Annotated in this window: 17 protein-coding genes and 1 riboswitch; of the genes, 13 read left to right on the top strand and 4 right to left on the bottom strand. The window is 74.2% G+C overall.

Features of this window, described 5'->3' with window-relative positions; translation table 11 throughout:
• The first annotated feature begins 46 nt into the window (after positions 1-46).
• Together trpD and ACH4OA_RS23090 are read left to right on the top strand one after the other, a co-directional pair.
• Entirely contained in the window at positions 47-1,111 is a 1,065-nt protein-coding gene (gene trpD, locus ACH4OA_RS23095) for an anthranilate phosphoribosyltransferase (protein WP_397941997.1), read from the top strand.
• A gap of 75 nt (positions 1,112-1,186) precedes the next feature.
• Positions 1,187-1,303, top strand: a riboswitch (SAM riboswitch).
• A gap of 139 nt (positions 1,304-1,442) precedes the next feature.
• The gene (locus tag ACH4OA_RS23090) at positions 1,443-2,804 is read left to right on the top strand and encodes an aminotransferase class V-fold PLP-dependent enzyme (RefSeq protein ID WP_397970506.1); all 1,362 of its coding nucleotides are present in this window, start codon (positions 1,443-1,445) and stop codon (positions 2,802-2,804) included.
• Positions 2,805-3,047: 243 nt separating this feature from the next.
• Here the strand turns inward: ACH4OA_RS23090 and ACH4OA_RS23085 are convergent, their stop codons facing one another.
• Together ACH4OA_RS23085 and ACH4OA_RS23080 are read right to left on the bottom strand one after the other, a co-directional pair.
• Positions 3,048-3,329, bottom strand: coding sequence for an Lrp/AsnC ligand binding domain-containing protein (locus tag ACH4OA_RS23085; protein WP_360734273.1), 282 nt, complete (start codon positions 3,327-3,329; stop codon positions 3,048-3,050).
• On the bottom strand, positions 3,326-4,069 hold the full coding sequence (locus ACH4OA_RS23080; protein WP_365876090.1) for a rhomboid family intramembrane serine protease: 744 nt from the start codon (positions 4,067-4,069) through the stop codon (positions 3,326-3,328). Before ACH4OA_RS23080 ends, ACH4OA_RS23085 begins: the two co-directional genes overlap by 4 nt.
• A gap of 152 nt (positions 4,070-4,221) precedes the next feature.
• On the opposite strand from ACH4OA_RS23080, the gene ACH4OA_RS23075 reads away from it, so the two are divergent.
• The 5 genes from ACH4OA_RS23075 to ACH4OA_RS23055 all read left to right on the top strand — a co-directional run bounded on the left by ACH4OA_RS23075 (position 4,222) and on the right by ACH4OA_RS23055 (position 9,561).
• On the top strand, positions 4,222-4,461 hold the full coding sequence (locus ACH4OA_RS23075) for a hypothetical protein (RefSeq protein ID WP_365876088.1): 240 nt from the start codon (positions 4,222-4,224) through the stop codon (positions 4,459-4,461).
• A 48-nt stretch (positions 4,462-4,509) separates the two neighbouring features.
• Entirely contained in the window at positions 4,510-5,853 is a 1,344-nt protein-coding gene (locus ACH4OA_RS23070) for an NYN domain-containing protein (RefSeq protein ID WP_397942001.1), read from the top strand.
• 213 nt (positions 5,854-6,066) lie between these two features.
• A complete protein-coding gene (locus tag ACH4OA_RS23065; protein WP_397942003.1) occupies positions 6,067-7,101 on the top strand; it encodes an NlpC/P60 family protein in 1,035 nt (344 codons plus the stop codon).
• 237 nt (positions 7,102-7,338) lie between these two features.
• Positions 7,339-8,343: an NlpC/P60 family protein gene (locus ACH4OA_RS23060; RefSeq protein ID WP_397942005.1), complete on the top strand. Its 1,005-nt coding sequence runs from the start codon at positions 7,339-7,341 to the stop codon at positions 8,341-8,343.
• 27 nt (positions 8,344-8,370) lie between these two features.
• Positions 8,371-9,561, top strand: coding sequence for a hypothetical protein (locus ACH4OA_RS23055; RefSeq protein WP_397945729.1), 1,191 nt, complete (start codon positions 8,371-8,373; stop codon positions 9,559-9,561).
• A gap of 52 nt (positions 9,562-9,613) precedes the next feature.
• On the opposite strand, the gene ACH4OA_RS23050 is transcribed toward ACH4OA_RS23055, so the two are convergent.
• Positions 9,614-10,849 (bottom strand): glycosyltransferase 87 family protein, encoded by a 1,236-nt coding sequence (locus ACH4OA_RS23050; protein ID WP_397942009.1) that lies wholly within the window; start codon positions 10,847-10,849, stop codon positions 9,614-9,616.
• A gap of 144 nt (positions 10,850-10,993) precedes the next feature.
• On the opposite strand from ACH4OA_RS23050, the gene ACH4OA_RS23045 reads away from it, so the two are divergent.
• Positions 10,994-12,136 carry a glycosyltransferase family 4 protein gene (locus tag ACH4OA_RS23045; protein ID WP_397942011.1) on the top strand — a complete coding sequence of 381 codons (1,143 nt, stop codon included), beginning with the start codon at positions 10,994-10,996 and terminating at the stop codon, positions 12,134-12,136.
• A gap of 28 nt (positions 12,137-12,164) precedes the next feature.
• On the opposite strand, the gene ACH4OA_RS23040 is transcribed toward ACH4OA_RS23045, so the two are convergent.
• Complete coding sequence (locus tag ACH4OA_RS23040; RefSeq protein WP_365881493.1) at positions 12,165-13,961, bottom strand: AMP-dependent synthetase/ligase; 1,797 nt, start codon at positions 13,959-13,961, stop codon at positions 12,165-12,167.
• 297 nt (positions 13,962-14,258) lie between these two features.
• Between ACH4OA_RS23040 and ACH4OA_RS23035 the strand changes: the two genes are divergently transcribed.
• The 5 genes from ACH4OA_RS23035 to ACH4OA_RS23015 all read left to right on the top strand — a co-directional run bounded on the left by ACH4OA_RS23035 (position 14,259) and on the right by ACH4OA_RS23015 (position 18,513).
• Positions 14,259-15,056 carry a metallophosphoesterase gene (locus ACH4OA_RS23035; protein ID WP_365881491.1) on the top strand — a complete coding sequence of 266 codons (798 nt, stop codon included), beginning with the start codon at positions 14,259-14,261 and terminating at the stop codon, positions 15,054-15,056.
• Positions 15,057-15,179: 123 nt separating this feature from the next.
• Positions 15,180-15,647 (top strand): SRPBCC family protein, encoded by a 468-nt coding sequence (locus tag ACH4OA_RS23030; RefSeq protein WP_397942013.1) that lies wholly within the window; start codon positions 15,180-15,182, stop codon positions 15,645-15,647.
• Between the two features lie 100 nt (positions 15,648-15,747).
• Positions 15,748-16,920 (top strand): ArsA family ATPase, encoded by a 1,173-nt coding sequence (locus ACH4OA_RS23025; protein ID WP_397942015.1) that lies wholly within the window; start codon positions 15,748-15,750, stop codon positions 16,918-16,920.
• Positions 16,921-16,976: 56 nt separating this feature from the next.
• Positions 16,977-17,492, top strand: a complete 516-nt coding sequence (locus ACH4OA_RS23020; RefSeq protein ID WP_397942017.1) for a DUF5304 domain-containing protein — start codon at positions 16,977-16,979, stop codon at positions 17,490-17,492.
• A 67-nt stretch (positions 17,493-17,559) separates the two neighbouring features.
• Complete coding sequence (locus ACH4OA_RS23015) at positions 17,560-18,513, top strand: ROK family glucokinase (protein ID WP_365881483.1); 954 nt, start codon at positions 17,560-17,562, stop codon at positions 18,511-18,513.
• Positions 18,514-18,612: the final 99 nt, after the last annotated feature.

Genomic DNA, 18,612 nt, shown 5'->3' with positions numbered 1-18,612 from the left:
ATAGGGTGGGGGGCGACGGAGCAGGAATCTGTACGAGGAGCGGCTGATGAGCGCTGTGACCCCCGCTGGAGGCGACACCGCGGCGGGCCGCTCCTGGCCCGCCCTGCTGAACGGCCTGCTGGACGGCCGGGACCTGTCCGCGGACGACACCGCGTGGGCGATGGACCGGATCATGCGCGGGGAGGCGACCGACGCCCAGATCGCCGGGTTCGCGGTGGCGCTGCGGGCCAAGGGCCAGACGGTCCAGGAGATCACCGGCCTGGTCCGCACCATGTACGAGCACGCGAACGTGATCGAGGTGCCCGGCCGCACCGTCGACATCGTCGGCACCGGCGGCGACGGAGCCAAGACGGTGAACATCTCCACGATGTCCTCGCTCGTCGTGGCCGGCACCGGCGCGAAGGTCGTCAAGCACGGCAACCGCGCCGCGTCCTCGGCGTCCGGCTCCTCCGACGTGCTGGGACAGCTGGGGGTCAACCTCGACCTGTCGCCGCGCCGGGTGGCCGAGGTCGCCGACGAGGCCGGCATCACCTTCTGCTTCGCGGTGAAGTTCCACCCGGCGCTGCGCCATGTGGGCGCCGCCCGCGGGCAGTTGGGCATCCGGACGGTGTTCAACCTGCTCGGCCCGCTGACCAACCCGGCGCGGGTGCGGGCCCAGGCGGTCGGGGTGGCCGTCGCCCGCGAGGCGCCGATCGTCGCGGGCGTGCTCGCCGAACGCGGCAACTCCTCGCTGGTCTTCCGCGGGGACGACGGGCTGGACGAGCTGACGACGACGGCCACCTCCCGGGTCTGGGTGGTGCGGGACGGCAAGGTCCGCGAGGAGTCCTTCGACCCGCGCGACGCCGGCCTCCGCCTGGTCCCGGTGGAGGCCCTGCGCGGCGGCGACCCGGCGTACAACGCACAGGTGGCCCGCCGGCTGCTGGACGGCGAGCACGGGGCCGTACGGGACGCCGTGCTGCTGAACGCGGCGGCGGCGCTGGTGGCCTTGGACCCGGCGGACGCGCCGCTCGCCGAGCAGCTCCGGGCGGGCATGGCGAGGGCCGCGGAGTCGATCGACTCCGGGGCGGCCCGGCGGGTGCTGGAGCGCTGGGTGGCCGCCAGCAACGCGTGAGGTGACCGGAAGCCGTCCCGCGATCCGGACACGGGGTTGCGGGACGACGATCATCTCGCGTACTTTTCTGCACCAGGTCATGAGTGACAGTCATGAGGCCCCGGCCGACTGTCCGGCAACCCTCCGTCCGTGGCGGGGTGCCCCGGGTGAAGACCAGGCCGTGGACAGCAAGGTCCACGGCAAGCGCGGATCCCTCGCACCACCAGGGATCCTGGTCGTCGAGGAGACTTCCGTGAGCAAGCGAATGCGTTAGGGCCGCAGAGCCCCGCCTCCGCACACCCTTTTCCCTCTTCACCCCGCCGCGTTCCGCATTCCTTCACGGGAGTTCGCCATGTCTGTCTCCACCGCTGCCACCGACCGGTCCGTTTGCACCCCTCTGCCCGTTCTGGGGGCAGATGTCTCCGTGCCGCTGGTCACCGGCGGCGAAGTCACCTACGCGGCCCTGGACTACGCGGCCAGCGCCCCCGCCCTCCAGCGCGTCTGGGACGACGTCGCCGCCTACGCCCCGTACTACGGCAGCGTCCACCGCGGGGCCGGCTACCTCTCCCAGCTCTCCACCGACCTGTTCGAGAACGCCCGTGCGGCGGTCGCCGAGTTCCTCGGCTGCCGGCCCGGCGACCAGGTCGTCTTCACCCGCTCCACCACCGACTCCCTCAACCTGCTGGCCCGGGTGGTCCCGGCCGGCTGCCGGGTCTTCGTCTTCGAGACCGAGCACCACGCCTCCCTGCTGCCCTGGCAGCACGCGGACGTCACCTACCTCGACGCCCCGCGCACCCCGCGGCAGGCCGTGGAGACCCTGGAGCGCGCCCTCGCCGAGCGCGACCCGCACGGCCCGGCCCTGGTCTGTGTCACCGGCGCCTCCAACGTCACCGGCGAGCTGTGGCCGGTGCGCGAACTGGCCGCCGCCGCGCACGCCCACGGCGCCCGGATCGTCCTGGACGCCGCCCAGCTGGCCCCGCACCACCCGGTGTCCGTCGCGGACCTCGACGTGGACTGGATCGCCTTCTCCGGGCACAAGCTGTACGCGCCCTTCGGCTCCGGTGTCCTCGCCGGCCGCGCCGACTGGCTCCAGGAGGCCGAGCCGTACCTCGCGGGCGGCGGCGCCAGCCGCAAGGTCACCCGGCGCGAGGACGGCGGCGTGGCCGTGGAGTGGCACGAGACCGCGGCCCGGCACGAGGCCGGCTCCCCGAACGTCATCGGCGCCTACGCCATCGCCTCCGCCTGCAAGGCGCTCACCGAGGCCGGCTGGGACGCCCTGGTCGCCCGCGAGCGGCACCTGATCGCCAAGGTCCGCGCGGGCCTGGCCGAGGTCCCCGAGGTGCGCGTGCTGTCCCTGTTCGGCGACGACGCCCCGCGGGTCGGCGTCATCTCCTTCGTCGTCGAGGGCTGGAACAGCTCCCACTTCGCCGCCGCGCTCTCCGCCGAGTACGGCATCGGCGTCCGCGACGGCCTGTTCTGCGCCCACCCGCTGGTGCGCACCCTGCTCGGCAGCGACCCGCAGACCCAGGGCGAGTGCGGCGCCCCGGAGGCGGCCCCGGGCGAGAAGTCCCTCAACGCCATCCGTGTCAGCTTCGGCGCGGGCACCCCGGACGAGCACGTCGAGCGCTTCGTCACCGCGGTGCGGGAACTGGTCCGGGACGGCGCGAAGTGGCAGTACCGCACGGAGGAGGGCCGCTGCGTCCCGGCGGTCTGACGCCGGCCCGCCGCGCGCCCGGCCGCGCCCCAGGGCCTGTCCGCCCGTTCCCGTCACGCGACGGCAACGGGCGGACAGGCCCTAGGGTCTTTCGTTTGGATCAGGCCGGATCAGGGAGCGGGGTCTGGTGCCGTGCATCGCAAGGCGGAGGAGGGCGCCATGGCGGAGCCATGGCAACCGACGACAACGCCGCGAGGTGCGGTGCCAGGGCCCGCGAGCCCGGCATGATCCGAACGAGAGGCCCTAGTTGTCCAGGCCGATCGCGAACGCGGCTTCCAGGTCGTGCTGGGAGTAGGTGCGGAACGCCACGTGCGTGTCCGTGCCCTCCACGCCGGGGATCTTGCTGATGCGGCCGGGGATGACCTCGGCGAGGTCCTCGTGCTGCCGGACCCGGACCATGGCGATCAGGTCGTAGGTGCCGGTGACCGAGAAGACCTCGCTGACGCTGTCCAGCGCGGCGATCCGCTCCGCGATCTCGGGGATCCGGTCCACGCTGGTCTTGATCAGAACGATCGCGGTGATCACGGTTGTCTCTCTCCCTCGGTGACCGGAGCCGGTGCGGCCTTCACTCTAGTCCCACGGCCGTAGCGCACCCACGCGTAGCCGAAGCCGAGACCGAAGCCGACCAGGTGGGCGAGGTAGGCCACCCCCGGCCCGTCCGAGGCCCGCCCGGCCGCCAGCCACTGCAGGGCCGCCCAGCAGGGCAGCACGACCCAGGCCGGGAAGCGCAGCGGCAGGAAGAACAGGAACGGCAGGAGACTGGTCACGCGCGCCCGGGGGAACAGGTAGAGGAACGCTCCCAGCACCGCCGAGACCGCACCGGAGGCGCCGACCAGCGACTGCCCGGACGCGGCGTTCGCCGCCGCGTAGCCGAGGAGGGCGAGGTAGCCGCAGCCGGCGTAGAACAGCGTGAACTCCACCCGTCCCATCCTCTCCTCGGTCATCGCTCCGAAGACGAAGAGGAAGAGCATGTTGCCGAGCAGATGGACCCAGCTGCCGTGCACGAACAGCGCGGTGGCCGGGGTGAGCGCGCCCCGGGCCGGTCCGTCGAACAGCTCGGCCGGGACCACGCCCCAGCGCCGGAAGTACGCCCGCTGGACGGCCGGCAGCGCGTCCCCGGAGCCGTACCCGGGCACCAGCCCGGAGGCCGGGCCGAGCGCGAAGAGCAGGACGCACAGCGCGATGAGCCCGTACGTCACCGGCGCCGGCGTGCTCCGGACCGCTCTGAGGGCCCTGCCGGCGGCCGTGCTCCAGGTACTGATCATGACTACAGAGCATGACGTAACGGGACGCATGCCGACAGACCGCCTCGCCGCCGTGGACGGACGGGCGGCGAGTGACCGCCAGGCCGTAGGGTTACGAGCCACACGCGCCGGTCAGCGGCGCGGACCGACACGAGAAGGAGCGGACCAGCGCGATGACGGTTCCCCTGCCGACCGCCACGACCCGGTGGCGCTGTGCCCTGTGCGGCAACCTCACCCGGTTCGACGTGACCCGCTCGTCCAAGGTCGTCGAGTACATCCACCTCGATCTGGCCGGCGAGCCCACGGTGGAGGAGCGCGAGGTGGTCAGTGAGACCATCGAGTCGGTGCGCTGCCGCTGGTGCAACGCGGTGGACCAGGTGGAACTCGTGGACAGGCCGGGCGCCGGCTCCTGAGCGGAGCCGCCCCGGAGAGGCTCTTTTTCCGGTATTGGGGTGTGACGGATGGTGGAGACCGCAGGCGGGGGGCCGGACGACGGCACCGCTGAGGTGCTTGACCGTCCGCTGCCCGACGGTGTGCGCCGGCGGGTCGTGCAGATCGTCTCGGACGCTTTCGGCGGGCTGACCGTGGCGGAACTGCCCGCCCAGTTGCGGCAGTACGCCCGGTTCGCCCCGAACCGCCGGGCGAAGTTCGCCGGGAACGCGATGGCGGCGGCGCTGGAGACCGACCCGCTGTTCCGGCAGCGGATCGGCGAGAAGTTCCGGGAGACGCAGGCGGAACTCGCCGGTGCCCTCGACGCCGGCGCCCCGCCCCCGGCCGCGGACCCGCTCGACGTGGCGGCGGCGGCCTACGTGCTGCGCCCGGCGGGCTGGGTGAAGCTGGTCGCCGCGGCCGGCGAGGAGGCCCAGCGCGCCGACGCCGAGCGGGCCGACGAGGAGAGCCGGGCCGAGCTGGAGCGGCTGCGCGCGGAGCTGGCCCAGGCCCGCGACCACACCCGCGCCGAGACCGAACGGCTGCGCGCGGAGGTGGAGTCGGCGAAGAAGGAGGCCGAGTCGCTGCACCGCAAGCTGCGTTCGGCGCTCAACGACGTCAAGCGCGGGGAGGCCGCGCTGCGCAAGGTCCAGGGTGAGATCGACGCCGTGCGCGCCGAGACGCAGGTGCAGGTGTCGGCGGCGGAGAGCGAGTCCCGGCGGCTCAAGGCCCGTCTGGGCGAGGCCGAGGCCGCGCTGGAGGCCACCCGGCGGGCGGCCCGGGAGGGCCGCAGCGTGGAGGACATGCGGGTACGGCTGCTGCTCGACACCCTGCTGGAGGCGACCCAGGGCCTGCGGCGCGAACTCGCGCTGCCGCCGGTGTCGGTGCGCCCCGCCGAGACCGTCGACGCGGTGGAGCCGGGCCGGATGACCCCGAAGGACATCGCCGCGCGCGCCCTGTCGGAGCACGATCCGGCGATCCTCGACCAGTTGCTCGCGCTGCCGCAGGCGCACCTGGTCGTCGACGGCTACAACGTGACCAAGACCGGCTATCCGCAGATGCCGCTGGAGAAGCAGCGGCTGAGGCTGCTGGGCCAGCTCTCGGCGCTCGCCGCGCAGACCGGGGCCGAGGTGACCTGTGTCTTCGACGGGGCCGAGCTGGCCGCGCCGGTGCTGCTGGCGCCGCCGCGCGGGGTGCGGGTGCTGTTCTCCAAGCCGGGTGTCACGGCCGACGAGCTGATCCGCCAGCTCGTGCGCGCCGAGCCGCCGGGACGTCCGGTCATCGTCGCCTCCACCGACCGGGAGGTGGCCGACGGGGTCGCGAAGGCGGGCGCCCGGCCGGTGGCCTCCGCGGTGCTGCTGAAGCGGCTGTCCTGAAGGTCCAACAGGCCCGGATAATGCCCGAATTGGCAGGCAACGTCACGCAACGTAGTGTCAATCCCGCATCACTGCATGTGAGTTATGTGCAAAGAATGCATGGCGTGACGGGGTTTTTTGCCGTGAGGATTTGAACTGATCACAGCTAGGTCACTAGGGTCTGGGCTCGAACCTCCGAACGGGTGAACACTCACAAGAAGGAGTTCGTCCTCCGTGGCGTCCCACCGTCGACCCAAGCAGCCGAGCCGCACTCGCGTGACCGTGCTCACCACCGCTGCCGCAGCTGCCGTCGCGCTCAGCGCCAACGCCGCCAATGCCGCGCCGAGCGAGAATCCGGGCAAGGCCGAGGTCAAGGCCAAGGTCGACAAGCTCTACGAGCAGGCCGAGCAGGCGACCGAGAAGTACAACGGCGCCAAGGAGAAGCAGCAGAAGCTGCAGAAGGAGATCTCCACCATCCAGGACAGCGTCGCGCGCGGCCAGGAGGAGCTGAACAAGCTCCGCGACGGCCTCGGTTCGCTGGCCACCGCGCAGTACCGCTCCGGCGGCATCGACGCCTCGGTCCAGCTGTTCCTGTCCTCGGACCCGGACGACTACCTCGACAAGGCGTCCACGCTCGACCAGTTGAGCAGCCAGCAGGTCGACGCGCTGAAGAAGATCCAGGACAAGCAGCGCGAACTCGCCCAGGAGCGGGCCGAGGCCACCGAGAAGCTCAAGGACCTCTCCGCCACCCGCACCGAACTGGGCAACAAGAAGCGGGAAGTCCAGGGCAAGCTGGCCGAGGCCCAGCGGCTGCTGAACACCCTCACCGCCCAGGAGAAGGCGCAGCTCGCCCAGGAGCAGCAGCGCGCCAACCGCTCCTCCACCGAGCGGGTGGACCTCAAGGACGCCCCGCCCGCCTCCGGCCGCGCCTCGGCCGCGTTCGCCGCCGCCCAGAGCCAGATCGGCAAGCCGTACGTCTACGGCGCCACCGGCCCCTCCTCCTTCGACTGCTCGGGTCTGACCTCCTGGGCCTACGCCCAGGCCGGCGTCTCCATCCCGCGCACCTCCGAGGCGCAGGCGGGCATCGGCACCCGGATCGGCTCGGTCGGCGATCTGAAGGTCGGCGACCTGGTCTTCTTCTACGGCGACCTGCACCACGTGGGCCTGTACGCCGGTGGCGGCCAGGTGCTGCACGCCCCGCACACCGGTGCCGTGGTGCGCTACGAGTCCATCAACAACATGCCGTTCCAGTTCGGCGTCCGGGTCTGACACCCGGGCCCCGGTCCGACACGGTGGCGTCCGAACGGGCGAATCACCGGAACCGGAACTGACCCCGCGCCCCGCCGGTGACCTGCGTCAGCGGCGGGGCGTCAGCGTGTGTTGACGCCGAGGTCTTTGGTCCGGGCCCCTTCGCACGGCTACTGTCTGCCGCGTTTCCCCGGTGCCGGGGCCTCCCCGTCCCCAGGCGCCGGGGAACGGCCTGTGTCCGCCTGCCGAAGGACTGCCGTGGGGTCCCATCGCCGCCTTGCACCGTCCGGATTCGACCGGGGCACCGCCGCCCTGTGCGTGCTGTCGGCGGCGGCGGCCGCGCTCGGCGCCGTACCCGCGCACGCGGCACCGGACGCCGGCGCCCGCGCGGAGGTCGACCGGCTCTACACGGAGGCCGAGAAGGCGACCCAGGCCTACGACAAGGCCGACGAACGCGCCGGCGAGCTGCGCCGCCGGGTGCGCACCGCCCAGGACCGCATCGCCCGGCAGCAGCAGCGCGTCAACGACCTGCGCGAGCAGCTCGGCGCACTGGCCGGCGCCCAGTACCGGGCCGGCGGCATCGATCCGGCGGTGGCCCTGCTCTTCTCCGCCGAGCCCGACGACTACCTGGACAAGGCGGCCACCCTCGACCGCATCGGCGCCCGGCAGGCGGGCCGGCTCAAGGAGCTGCGGTCCGTGCTGCGCGCACTGGTCCAGGAGCGCGCGGAGACCGCCGGGATCCTCGCCGAGCTGGAGCGCAGCCGCAAGGCGGTGGCCGCCCACAAGCGGACCGTGGAGCGCAAGCTGGCCCGGGCCCGGCAACTGGTCAACGCCATGTCCGCCGCCGAACGCGCCGCCTACGACCGGGCCTCCCGGGGCAGCCGCACGGACCCGCCCGCACCGGCCGCCGGCCAGGGCGGCCGCGCCGCCGCCGCCCTGGCCGCCGCCCGCTCCGTGCTCGGCCGCCCGTACGTGTGGGGCGCCAACGGCCCCGACCGCTTCGACTGCTCGGGCCTGACCCAGTGGGCGTACGCGCACGCCGGCGTGCACCTGCCGCGCACCTCGCAGGAGCAGCGGTACGCCGGCCGCCGGGTCCCGCTCTCCCAGGCCCGCCCCGGCGATCTGGTCGTCTACCGCTCCGACGCCGGCCACGTGGCCCTGTACGCGGGCCACGGCCAGGTCATCCACGCGCCCTACCCCGGCGCCCCGGTGCGCTACGACCCGGTCGGCATGATGCCGGTCTCCTCGGTCACCCGGCCCTGACCGCGCCCGACACCGTACGATCGGGCGGTGGCTGGTCGTCGGCGGGCATGGGTCATCGGAGCCGTGGGGCTCGGTCTGCTGCTGCCGCTGGCCGGGTGCACCGCGCCCCCGGCGGCGGCCGATCCGGTCCGCACCGAGGTGCAGCGGGTGCTCGACCGGCGCGCGGCGGCCCTGCTCGGCCACGACGAGCGGGCGTACGGCGCGACCGGCGCCCGCACCGAGTACACCCGGCTGCGCGCCCTCCCGCTGGCTTCCTGGAGCTACCGGGTCACCGCCGTGCGCCGCACCGGATCCGGGGCCACCGCCGACGCCGACCTGCGCTACCGCGTCGCCGGCTACGACACGGCCCCGGTCGGCGCCCGCCGCACCCTCACCCTCGGCCGGACCGCCGCCGGCCGCTGGTACGTCACCGCCGACCGGCCCGCCCCCAGGGCCGGGCAGCAGCTCTGGGACCAGGGCCCGGTGACCGTGGTGCGGGGCGCGCACAGCCTGGTGCTCGGCGCCGGCGGGTCCGCCCCGGACCTGCGCCCCTTCGCCCGGCTGGCCGACGAAGCGGTGCCGGCGGTCTCCGGGGTGTGGGGCACGGGCTGGAGCCGCCGGATCGTCGTCCTCGTGCCGCGGTCCCTGACGGGCATGGCGGCCCTGCTCGGCTCGCCCGCCGCCGACTACCGGGGCATCGCGGCCGTCACCACGGGCGAGGCGGGCGGCTCGGGCCGGGCGCCCGCGGACCGGGTGGTGGTCAACCCGGACGCGTACGCGCTGCTCGGCGACACCGGCAAGCAGGTGGTCGTCACCCACGAGACGACCCATGTCGCCACCCGGACGGCCACCACCGCCGCCACTCCGCTGTGGCTGTCCGAGGGCTACGCCGACTGGACCGGCTACCTCGGCACCGGCCGCGCCCCGGCCGAGGCTGCCCCCGAACTGGCCCGGTCGGTCCGGGACGGCGAGGTGCCCCGCGCGCTCCCGGCCGACGCGGACTTCCGCTTCACCAGCGACCCGACGAAGCTGGCCCGGGCCTACGAGGGCGGCTGGCTGGCCTGCCGGATGATCGCCGACCGCTGGGGCCCGTCCCGGCTCGGCGCCTTCTACCGGGCCGTCGGCGCCCACCCCGGCCGCGCGGGCGCCGTGGAGGAGGCCCTGCGCACGGTGCTCGGCACCACACCGCCGCGGTTCACCGCGCAGTGGCGCGCCTACCTCGCCCGGCAGCTCGGCTGAGCCCGGCGACGGCCCGCCGCGGCCGGGCGGTGCCGCCGTGGCGGGCCGGGTGTCAGGAGGAGACCGGGGCCCCGGCGGGGCGGGCGGAGCGGGGCGGGAAGGGAGCGGCGGCACCGGGCCGTACGGTCGAGCGCCACAGCAGGCGGGCCGCCGTGAGCGCGGCCGCGAGCAGCAGGCCGTTGCGCAGCACCAGCAGCGTGACGCCGTACCAGTCGCTCAGCACCACGTGCGAGAAGCCGAGCGGGAACTCCAGGACGGTCAGGAAGGACGCCAGCACGGTCAGCAGCGCGGGGGCGCCCATCCGGCTCGCCCGGTGCGACAGGCAGACGGCGGCCAGGCCGACCAGCCAGACCAGGTACTGCGGGCTGATCACCCGGCTGGTCACCGTGAACAGCAGCACCGCCGTGAGGGCCGCGTCGGCGAGGGTATGCGGCCGCGGGGCGCCCGCGCGCAGCCGCCACAGCAGCAGCCAGCCGAACGCGGCTCCGGTCAGTGCCAGCGCGGCCGTGCTGACCGCCCCCACCCCCGGGCCCAGGAACTCGATCGAGCCGTAGTTCAGCAGCACCTCGCCCTGCCAGCCGAAGTGCCGGGCCACATGGAAGACCAGGGCGCCCAGCGACTCCACCTCGGTGCCCCGGTCCCGCTGGAAGGAGAGGAAGGCGAAGGCGCCCGGCATCGACACCGCGAACAGCAGGGCGACACCCGCCGCGGTGACCGCCGCCGAGGCCCACGCCCGCCGCCGCACCACACCGACCAGCAGCAGCGCCGGCCACACCTTCAGCAGCGCCCCGAGCGCGGTCAGCGCGCCCAGCACCCGCGGGCGCCGGGCCCCGGCGAGCAGCGCCGCCACGGCGACCGCGGTCACCATCAGGTCGTAGCGGGCGTACACCGTCGGCCCGAGCAGCGGCACCCCCGCCGCCCACACCCAGGCGCCGCGCGGGGACCGGCCGGGCCGCCCGCCCGCACGCACCAGCAGCGCCAGCACGACCGCGTCGGACAGACAGGCCAGCACGTAGAAGGCGTGCGCGTACGACAGGAAGGGCAGGGCGGCGGGGGAGAGGACCGCGAGGGCGGCGGCGGGCGGGTACTGCCAGGTGACATCGTCCAGCGGAAACGTTCCCTGGCGCAGCACCTCGTACCAGCCGCGGTAGATCACCGACACGTCCGAGGTGACGTCCGGGCCCGGGAAGACGTACACCCGGAACACGAACAGCAGCAGCACCGCGCGGCTGCCGGCCCAGGCCGCGAGCAGCCACGTCAGGGACCGTCCGGCGCCCTTCGTCTTCACCTGATCCCCTGCCGTCCGCCGCCGTGTGTGCCCGTGCCGTTCGAATCCGCGCGAGCGACCATGATGTCCCGCGTTCCCGTGCGGGTGCCACAGACCCGGCCGGGCACGCGGCCGGGAACGGTCCATTCGGTAGGGTCGGCGGCGATGGACAAGACCCTCGTCGTCACCAACGACTTCCCGCCCCGGCCGGGCGGCATCCAGGCGTTCCTGCACAACATGGCCCTCCGCCTGGACCCCGGCCGGCTGGTCGTCTACGCCTCCACCTGGAAGCACGGCCGGGAGGGCGCCGAGGCCACCGCCGCCTTCGACGCCGAGCAGCCGTTCACCGTCGTCCGCGACCGCACGACGATGCTGCTGCCCACCCCCCGGGTCACCAGGCGGGCGGCCGGGCTGCTGCGCGAGCACGGCTGCACCTCGGTGTGGTTCGGGGCGGCCGCCCCGCTCGGCCTGATGGCACCCGCGCTGCGCGGGGCCGGCGCCGAGCGGCTGGTGGCCACCACCCACGGGCACGAGGCCGGCTGGGCCCAGCTGCCCGCCGCCCGGCAGCTGCTGCGCCGGATCGGGGAGTCCACGGACACCCTCACCTACCTCGGGGAATACACCCGCTCCCGGATCGCCGCCGCGCTCGGCCCGGCGGCGGCCTCGCGGATGGTGCGGCTGCCGCCGGGAGTCGACGAGAAGACCTTCCACCCCGCCTCCGGGGGCGCCGAGGTCCGCGCCCGGCTCGGCCTCACGCAGCGGCCGGTGGTGGTCTGCGTCTCCCGGCTGGTGCCGCGCAAGGGCCAGGACACCCTGATCCGGGCCCTGCCCCGCATCCTGGCCGCCGAGCCGGACACCGTCCTGCTGATCGTCGGCGGCGGCCCCTACGAGCGCGACCTGCGCCGTCTGGCCCGGGAGACCGGCGTGGCCGGTTCGGTCCGGTTCACCGGCGCCGTGCCCTGGTCCGAGCTGCCCGCGCACTACGGCGCCGGCGACGTGTTCGCGATGCCGTGCCGGACCCGGCGCGGCGGCCTGGACGTGGAGGGCCTGGGCATCGTCTACCTGGAGGCGTCGGCGACCGGCCTGCCGGTCGTCGCGGGCGACTCCGGGGGCGCCCCGGACGCGGTCCTGGACGGCGAGACCGGCTGGGTGGTCCGCGGCGGCGAGCCCGCGGAGGCCGCCGACCGGATCGTGGCGCTGCTGGCCGACGCCGACCTGCGCCGCCGCATGGGCGAGCGGGGCCGCCGGTGGGTGGAGGAGAAGTGGCGCTGGGACCTGCTGGCCGAGCACCTGAAGGCTCTGCTGTAGGACCGCGCCCCCGCGAGGGCGCGGCGCCTCACTTGGCGTAGATCGCCTCGATCTCGGCGGCGTAGTCCCGCGCCACCACGTTCCGCTTGAGCTTCAGCGACGGCGTCAGATGGCCCGACTCCTCGGTGAACTGGGCGGGCAGGATGCGGAACTTGCGCACCGACTCCGCCTTCGACACCGCCGCGTTGCCGTCGTCCACGGCCGCCTGGACCGCCGCCAGCAGATCGGGGTCCTCGCGCAGCGCCGCCGCCGTGGCACCGGCCGGCTTGCCGTGCTCGGCGGCCCAACGGCCCAGGAACTCCTCGTCGATGGTGACCAGCGCGCCCACGAACGGCCGCCCGTCGCCCACCACCATGCACTCCGCGACCAGCGCGTGCGCCCGGATCCGGTCCTCGATCACGGCCGGCGCCACGTTCTTGCCGCCCGCCGTGACGATGATCTCCTTCTTCCGGCCGGTGATCCGCAGATAGCCGTCCTCGTCCAGGGTGCCGATGTCACCGGTGTGGAACCAGCCGTCGGCCAGCGCCTCCGCCGTCGCGCCCGGGTTGTTCCAGTACTCCTTGAACAGGTGCTCGCCGTGCAGCAGCACCTCGCCGTCGTCCGCTATCCGCACCACCGAGCCGGGCAGCGGCTGCCCGACCGTGCCGATCTTCTGCCGGTCCCAGGGGTTGAACGCGGTCGCCGCGCAGGACTCGGTCAGGCCGTAGCCCTCCAGCACCGTGAAGCCGATGCCCCGGAAGAAGTGGCCGAGCCGCTCGCCCAGCGGGGCGCCCCCGGAGATGGCGTACTCGCCCCGGCCGCCGAGCACCGCGCGCAGCTTGCCGTAGACCAGCTTGTCGAAGAGCTTGTGCTTCAGCTTCAGGCCGAGCGACGGGCCGGACGGCGTGTCCAGCGCCTTGCTGTAGGCGATCGCGGTGTCCGCGGCCCGGTCGAAGACCGCGCCCTTGCCGTCCGCCTGCGCCTTGGCCCGCGCCGAGTTGTAGACCTTCTCGAAGACCCGCGGCACACCCAGGATCAGCGTCGGCCGGAACGCGGCCAGTTCGTCCGTGAGGTGCTTGATGTCCGGGACGCAGCCCAGCTTGATCGGCGCCATCATCGGCGCCACCTGCACCAGTCGCCCGAAGACATGGGCGAGGGGCAGGAAGAGCAGCACGGAGCACTCGCCGGTGCGGAACAGCGGACGCAGCCGCTCCACGACGTTCCCGCACTCGGCGAAGAAACTGCGGTGGGTGAGCACACAGCCCTTGGGCCGCCCGGTCGTCCCGCTGGTGTAGACGATGGTCGCCGGGTCGTCGGCGCGGGCGAGCGAGCCGCGCTCCTCGACCGTCTCGTCCGCCACGCCCTGGCCGAGCCGGCCCAGCTCCGCCACGCCCCCGGCCTCGATCTGCCAGAGGTGCTTCAGCGCGGGCAGCGACTCGCGCACCGACTCCACGGCCGCCGCGTGGGCGTCCAGTTCCACCACGCAGGCGGTGGCGCCCGAGTCGGACAGGATCCACCGCACCTGCTCCGGCGAGCTGGTCTCGTACACCGGCACGGTGACGGCGCCCGCGCTCCAGATCGCGAAGTCCAGCAGCGTCCACTCGTACCGCGTCCGGGACATCAGTCCCACCCGGTCGCCCGGCTGGACCCCGGCGGCGACGAGGCCCTTGGCGGCGGCGTGCACCTCGGCGAGGAACTCCCGTGCGGTCACGTCCTGCCAGACACCGTCCACCTTGCGGGCGATGACGGCGACGTCGGGATGCTGCGCGGCGTTTCTGCGGACGATGTCGGTCAGATTGCCGTCCGCGGGGACCTCGTACAGGGCCGGAAGGCTGAACTCGCGCAAGACTGCTGCTCCTCATAGGGCGCCGGCGCCACGACGTTGTGCGATGCGACGGTGCGGTCCAAGGCTCGGGCAAGTGCTCGGGTACTTCGGTGGCTGAAAACCAGAGCACGACTGGACTGCCCGGACGTTACCCGCCGGTATGGCGTCTACGACAGGGGGTCCCGGCGAGATGTTCGCTGCGTCACACACGCGGACTTTCCTTCGCGCACAGTAGTCCACGGCCCAACCGACCGGCGAGTAACCGCAGGCCGGACCGGCACTGTTCACCCCACCCCCGCGCGCCTACCCTTGATCACCATGGCATCCACACGCACCGGCAGCCGGCGGACCCGGGTCCATGTGGTCAGCGACGTGCACGGCAACGCCCGGGACCTGGCCCGGGCCGGCGACGGCGCCGACGCCCTCGTCTGCCTCGGCGACCTCGTCCTCTTCCTCGACTACGCCGACCACTCGCGCGGGATCTTCCCCGACCTGTTCGGCAAGGAGAACGCCGACCGCATCGTCGAGCTGCGCACCGCCCGCCGGTTCGCCGAGGCCCGCGAGTTCGGCGCCCGGCTGTGGGCCGGCGTCGGCGCCGACCGGGCCGCCGCCATCGAGAAGGCGGTCCGCAGGCAGTACGAGGAGATGTTCGCCGCGTTCCCCGCACCGACGTACGCCACCTACGGCAATGTCGACATGCCGCAGCTCTGGCCGGAATACGCCCGGCCCGGCACCACCGTCCTCGACGGCGGGCGGGTGGAGATCGGCGGCTGGACCTTCGGCTTCGTCGGCGGCGGCCTGCGCACCCCGATGCGCACGCCGTACGAGATCGACGACGAGGAGTACGCGGCGAAGATCGAGGCCGTCGGCGAGGTCGACGTGCTGTGCACCCACATCCCGCCGGAGGTGCCCGAGCTGGTGTACGACACCGTGGCCCGCCGCTTCGAGCGGGGCAGCCGGGCCCTGCTGGACGCCGTCCGCCGCACCCGGCCCCGGTACGCGCTGTTCGGGCACGTGCACCAGCCGCTGGCCCGCCGGATGCGGATCGGCGCCACCGAGTGCGTGAACGTGGGGCACTTCGCCCGCACCGGCACGCCCTGGGTGCTCGAATGGTGAGGCACGTCGGGCGGGGTGAAGGCGGCAGGTCGGCGGCGCGGTAGCCTTCACGCTGCACACGCGTGCGCAGCCGGCGCACACAGATCTCTCCCAACCCGGCCCGCATCTGGAGGAGCCACCGCGATGGCGGAACACACCAGTTCGAGCATCACGATCGAGGCGGCCCCGGCCGACGTCATGGCGGTGATCGCCGACTTCGCGCGCTACCCGGACTGGACCGGCGAGGTGAAGGAGGCGGAGGTCCTCGCCACCGACGAGCGGGGCCGCGCCGAACAGGTCCGCCTCGTCATGGACGCCGGCGCCATCAAGGACGACCAGACCCTCGCCTACACCTGGGCCGGCGAGCACGAGGTCTCCTGGACCCTGGTCAAGTCCCAGATGCTGCGCTCCCTGGACGGCACCTACCTGCTGAAGCGGGCCGGCGCGGACGCCACCGAGGTCACCTACCGGCTCACGGTCGACGTCAAGATCCCCATGCTCGGCATGATCAAGCGCAAGGCCGAGAAGGTCATCATCGACCGGGCCCTGGCGGGCCTGAAGAAGAGGGTGGAGCAGGGGCCGTCCGCGGCGGCCGGACACACGGCCGGCTGAGCGCCGGCCGGCCCGGACCGCCCGGACCGCCCTGACCCTCCAGGGCCGCCGCACCCGGCGGCGGACGGGCCGCCGGCGGGGCACCGGTAGCGTTCCCGTCATGCGCACCATCCTGATCACGGGCCCGGGCGGCGGCGGACGCACCACGGTCGCCGCGGCGACCGCGCTGCGCGCCGCCGGCGAAGGCACCCGCACCCTCCTGCTCAGCGCCGACCGCACCGACACCCCGGGCGTGGCACTGGGCACCGGGACGGGACCGGCCCCCACCGAGGCCGCGCCGCACCTCACCGTCTGGCGCCCGGACGCCACGGAACGCTTCCGGCAGGACCTCACCGCCTTCCAGAGCCGCGCCGTGACCGTCCTCGACCTGCTCGGCGCCGCCCGGCTGGACGCCGAGGAGGTCACCCCGCTGCCCGGCGCCGAGGAACTGTCCTTCCTCCGCGCCCTGCGCGACGCGGCCCTCTCCGGACGGTACGACCTCCTCGTCGCCGACCTCCCGCCGCTGCCGCAGGCCCTCGCCCTGCTCGCCCTGCCCGAGGAGCTGCGCCGCTATCTGCGCCGCCTGCTGCCGCCCGAACGGCAGGCCGCCCGCGCCCTGCGCCCGGTCCTCGGCCGGCTGGCCGGCGTGCCCATGCCCGCCGGGTGGCTGTACGAGACGGCGGCCCGCTGGGACCTGGAGCTGGCCGCCGTCGAGACCGTCCTGACCGACCCGGGCACCGCCGTACGCCTGGTCGCCGAGCCCGGCCCGGCCGGCGCCGCCGCGATCCGCGCCGCGAGCCTCGGCCTGGCCCTGCGCGGCCTGCGCACCGAGGCCCTGATCGCCAACCGGACCCTGCCCGACGCGGCCCCCGACAGCTGGCTCACCGGACTCCTCGCCCAGCAGCGCAAGACGCTCGCCGACTGGCGGGAGACGCACGACGTGCACACCGTCGCGCACCTCGGCCGCGACCCGCAGGGCCCCGACGACCTCGCCGCCCTCGCCGTGCCCGCCGTCGATCCGGCGCCCGCCCCGGTGCAGTGGCCCGTCACCGACCGCATCGCCGAGGACGGCGTGCTGGTCTGGGCGCTGCCGCTGCCCGGCGCGATACGGGACGAGCTGGACCTGGTCCGGCGCGGCGACGAACTCCTGATCAGCGCGGGCCCGTTCCGCCGGATCGTGCCGCTGCCCTCCGCGCTGCGCCGCTGCACCGTCGCCGGCGCCGGACTGCGCGAGGGCGAACTGCGCATCCGGTTCGCCCCGGACCCGGATCTGTGGCCCGCCGCCGGCCGGTGAGCCGGGCACGGCCGTTCGGGTAACGTCGTAAAGGCGAACCTAGTCAGGAGTCCGCCATGAGCGATGAGCGCCCCGCACCCGAACCGCCGCAGGAGCGGGCGACCGACGCCGACGCCTGGGCCACGGCCTGCGCCGAGGACCTCGCCGCCGAGAAGGCCCGCCGCCGCACCGAGCAGGGACCCCCGCAGGGCCCGGCCGCCGAGGAGCTGAAGAAGCTGGTGGACGCGGTGGCCGACAAGCTCTCCGGGCTGTCCTCGCCCCTCCTCCAAAGCCTCGCCGGACCCGCCGCCCAGCAGTTGGCGCGGCAGGCCGTGGAGCAGGCCAAGGCCGCCGTGGAACCCGTCATCGAGCGCAACCCGGACGTTTTCGGCCACCTGGCCGCGGCCGGCGGCGAACTGCTCGCCGCCTACCGCTCCGCCGTCCAGGCCCAGGAGCGGCGCTGGACGGCCGGTCCGGGCGGCGGCCGGCCGGACCGCCAGGACCGGACGGACCGGGACGAGCGGGACGACACGGGCGGCCGCGGGGACCGGGGCGAGGGCACCGGTCCGGGGGAGCGCATCGACCTGGACTGAAGCCCTGGCACGGCGGGGCCTCGGGTACGGTTGGCCGTAGCGGGGCTCGACCGAAACTGAGGGATTCATGGGACTCACCATCGGCGTCGACATCGGCGGCACGAAGATCGCGGCCGGCGTGGTCGACGAGGAAGGCAACATCCTCTCGACCTTCAAGGTGCCGACCCCCACCACGCCCGAGGCCATCGTGGACGCCATCGCCTCGGCGGTGGAGGGCGCGCGCGCCGGGCACGAGATCGTCGGCGTGGGCATCGGTGCCGCCGGTTACGTCAACCGGCAGCGCGCCACGGTGTACTTCGCGCCGAACATCGACTGGCGCAACGAGCCGCTCAAGGAGAAGGTCGAGGCCCGTACGGGCCTTCCGGTCGTGGTCGAGAACGACGCCAACGCCGCCGCCTGGGGCGAGTACCGGTTCGGCGCCGGCAAGGGCCACCGCAACGTCATCTGCATCACGCTCGGCACCGGCCTCGGCGGCGGCATCATCATCGGCAACAAGCTGCGCCGCGGCCACTTCGGCGTGGCCGCCGAGTTCGGCCACATCCGGATGGTCCCGGACGGCCTGCTGTGCGGCTGCGGCTCGCAGGGCTGCTGGGAGCAGTACGCCTCTGGCCGCGCCCTGGTCCGCTACGCCAAGCAGCGCGCCAACGCCACCCCCGAGCGCGCCGAGGTGCTGCTCGCGCTCGGCGACGGCACCCCCGACGGCATCGAGGGCAAGCACATCTCCATGGCCGCCCGGCAGGGCTGCCCGGTCGCCGTCGACTCCTACCGCGAGCTGGCCCGCTGGGCCGGTGCCGGCCTGGCCGACCTGGCCTCCCTGTTCGACCCGTCCGCGTTCATCGTCGGCGGCGGCCTCTCGGACGAGGGCGATCTGGTCCTCGACCCGATCCGCAAGTCGTACAAGCGCTGGCTGGTGGGCGGCAACTGGCGCCCGGTGGCCGACGTGATCGCCGCCCAGCTCGGCAACAAGGCGGGCCTGGTGGGCGCGGCGGACCTGGCCCGGGAGCCCGACCCGGTCATGTAGCGGCGCCGGGGCGCGGCGCCCCGTGTCCGCGCGGCCCGGCCGCGCGGGCATCCCCGGCCGCGGCGGGTCCGCGGCCGGGGGCACGGGTCGCCGCGCCCC

This window comes from Streptomyces sp. NPDC017095 (assembly GCF_044332325.1).
GTDB lineage: Bacteria > Actinomycetota > Actinomycetes > Streptomycetales > Streptomycetaceae > Streptomyces.
The sequence above is the reverse complement of the archived record's forward strand: the minus strand, read 5'-3'. Positions and strand labels throughout refer to the sequence as shown.

Coding starts and splice junctions, on each gene's coding strand:
- trpD (WP_397941997.1), top strand. CDS start 47: ATGAGCGCTGTGACCCCCGCTGGAGGCGACACCGCGGCGGGCCGCTCC.
- ACH4OA_RS23090 (WP_397970506.1), top strand. CDS start 1,443: ATGTCTGTCTCCACCGCTGCCACCGACCGGTCCGTTTGCACCCCTCTG.
- ACH4OA_RS23080 (WP_365876090.1), bottom strand. CDS start 4,069: ATGATCAGTACCTGGAGCACGGCCGCCGGCAGGGCCCTCAGAGCGGTC.
- ACH4OA_RS23075 (WP_365876088.1), top strand. CDS start 4,222: ATGACGGTTCCCCTGCCGACCGCCACGACCCGGTGGCGCTGTGCCCTG.
- ACH4OA_RS23070 (WP_397942001.1), top strand. CDS start 4,510: ATGGTGGAGACCGCAGGCGGGGGGCCGGACGACGGCACCGCTGAGGTG.
- ACH4OA_RS23045 (WP_397942011.1), top strand. CDS start 10,994: ATGGACAAGACCCTCGTCGTCACCAACGACTTCCCGCCCCGGCCGGGC.
- ACH4OA_RS23035 (WP_365881491.1), top strand. CDS start 14,259: ATGGCATCCACACGCACCGGCAGCCGGCGGACCCGGGTCCATGTGGTC.
- ACH4OA_RS23030 (WP_397942013.1), top strand. CDS start 15,180: ATGGCGGAACACACCAGTTCGAGCATCACGATCGAGGCGGCCCCGGCC.
- ACH4OA_RS23025 (WP_397942015.1), top strand. CDS start 15,748: ATGCGCACCATCCTGATCACGGGCCCGGGCGGCGGCGGACGCACCACG.
- ACH4OA_RS23020 (WP_397942017.1), top strand. CDS start 16,977: ATGAGCGATGAGCGCCCCGCACCCGAACCGCCGCAGGAGCGGGCGACC.
- ACH4OA_RS23015 (WP_365881483.1), top strand. CDS start 17,560: ATGGGACTCACCATCGGCGTCGACATCGGCGGCACGAAGATCGCGGCC.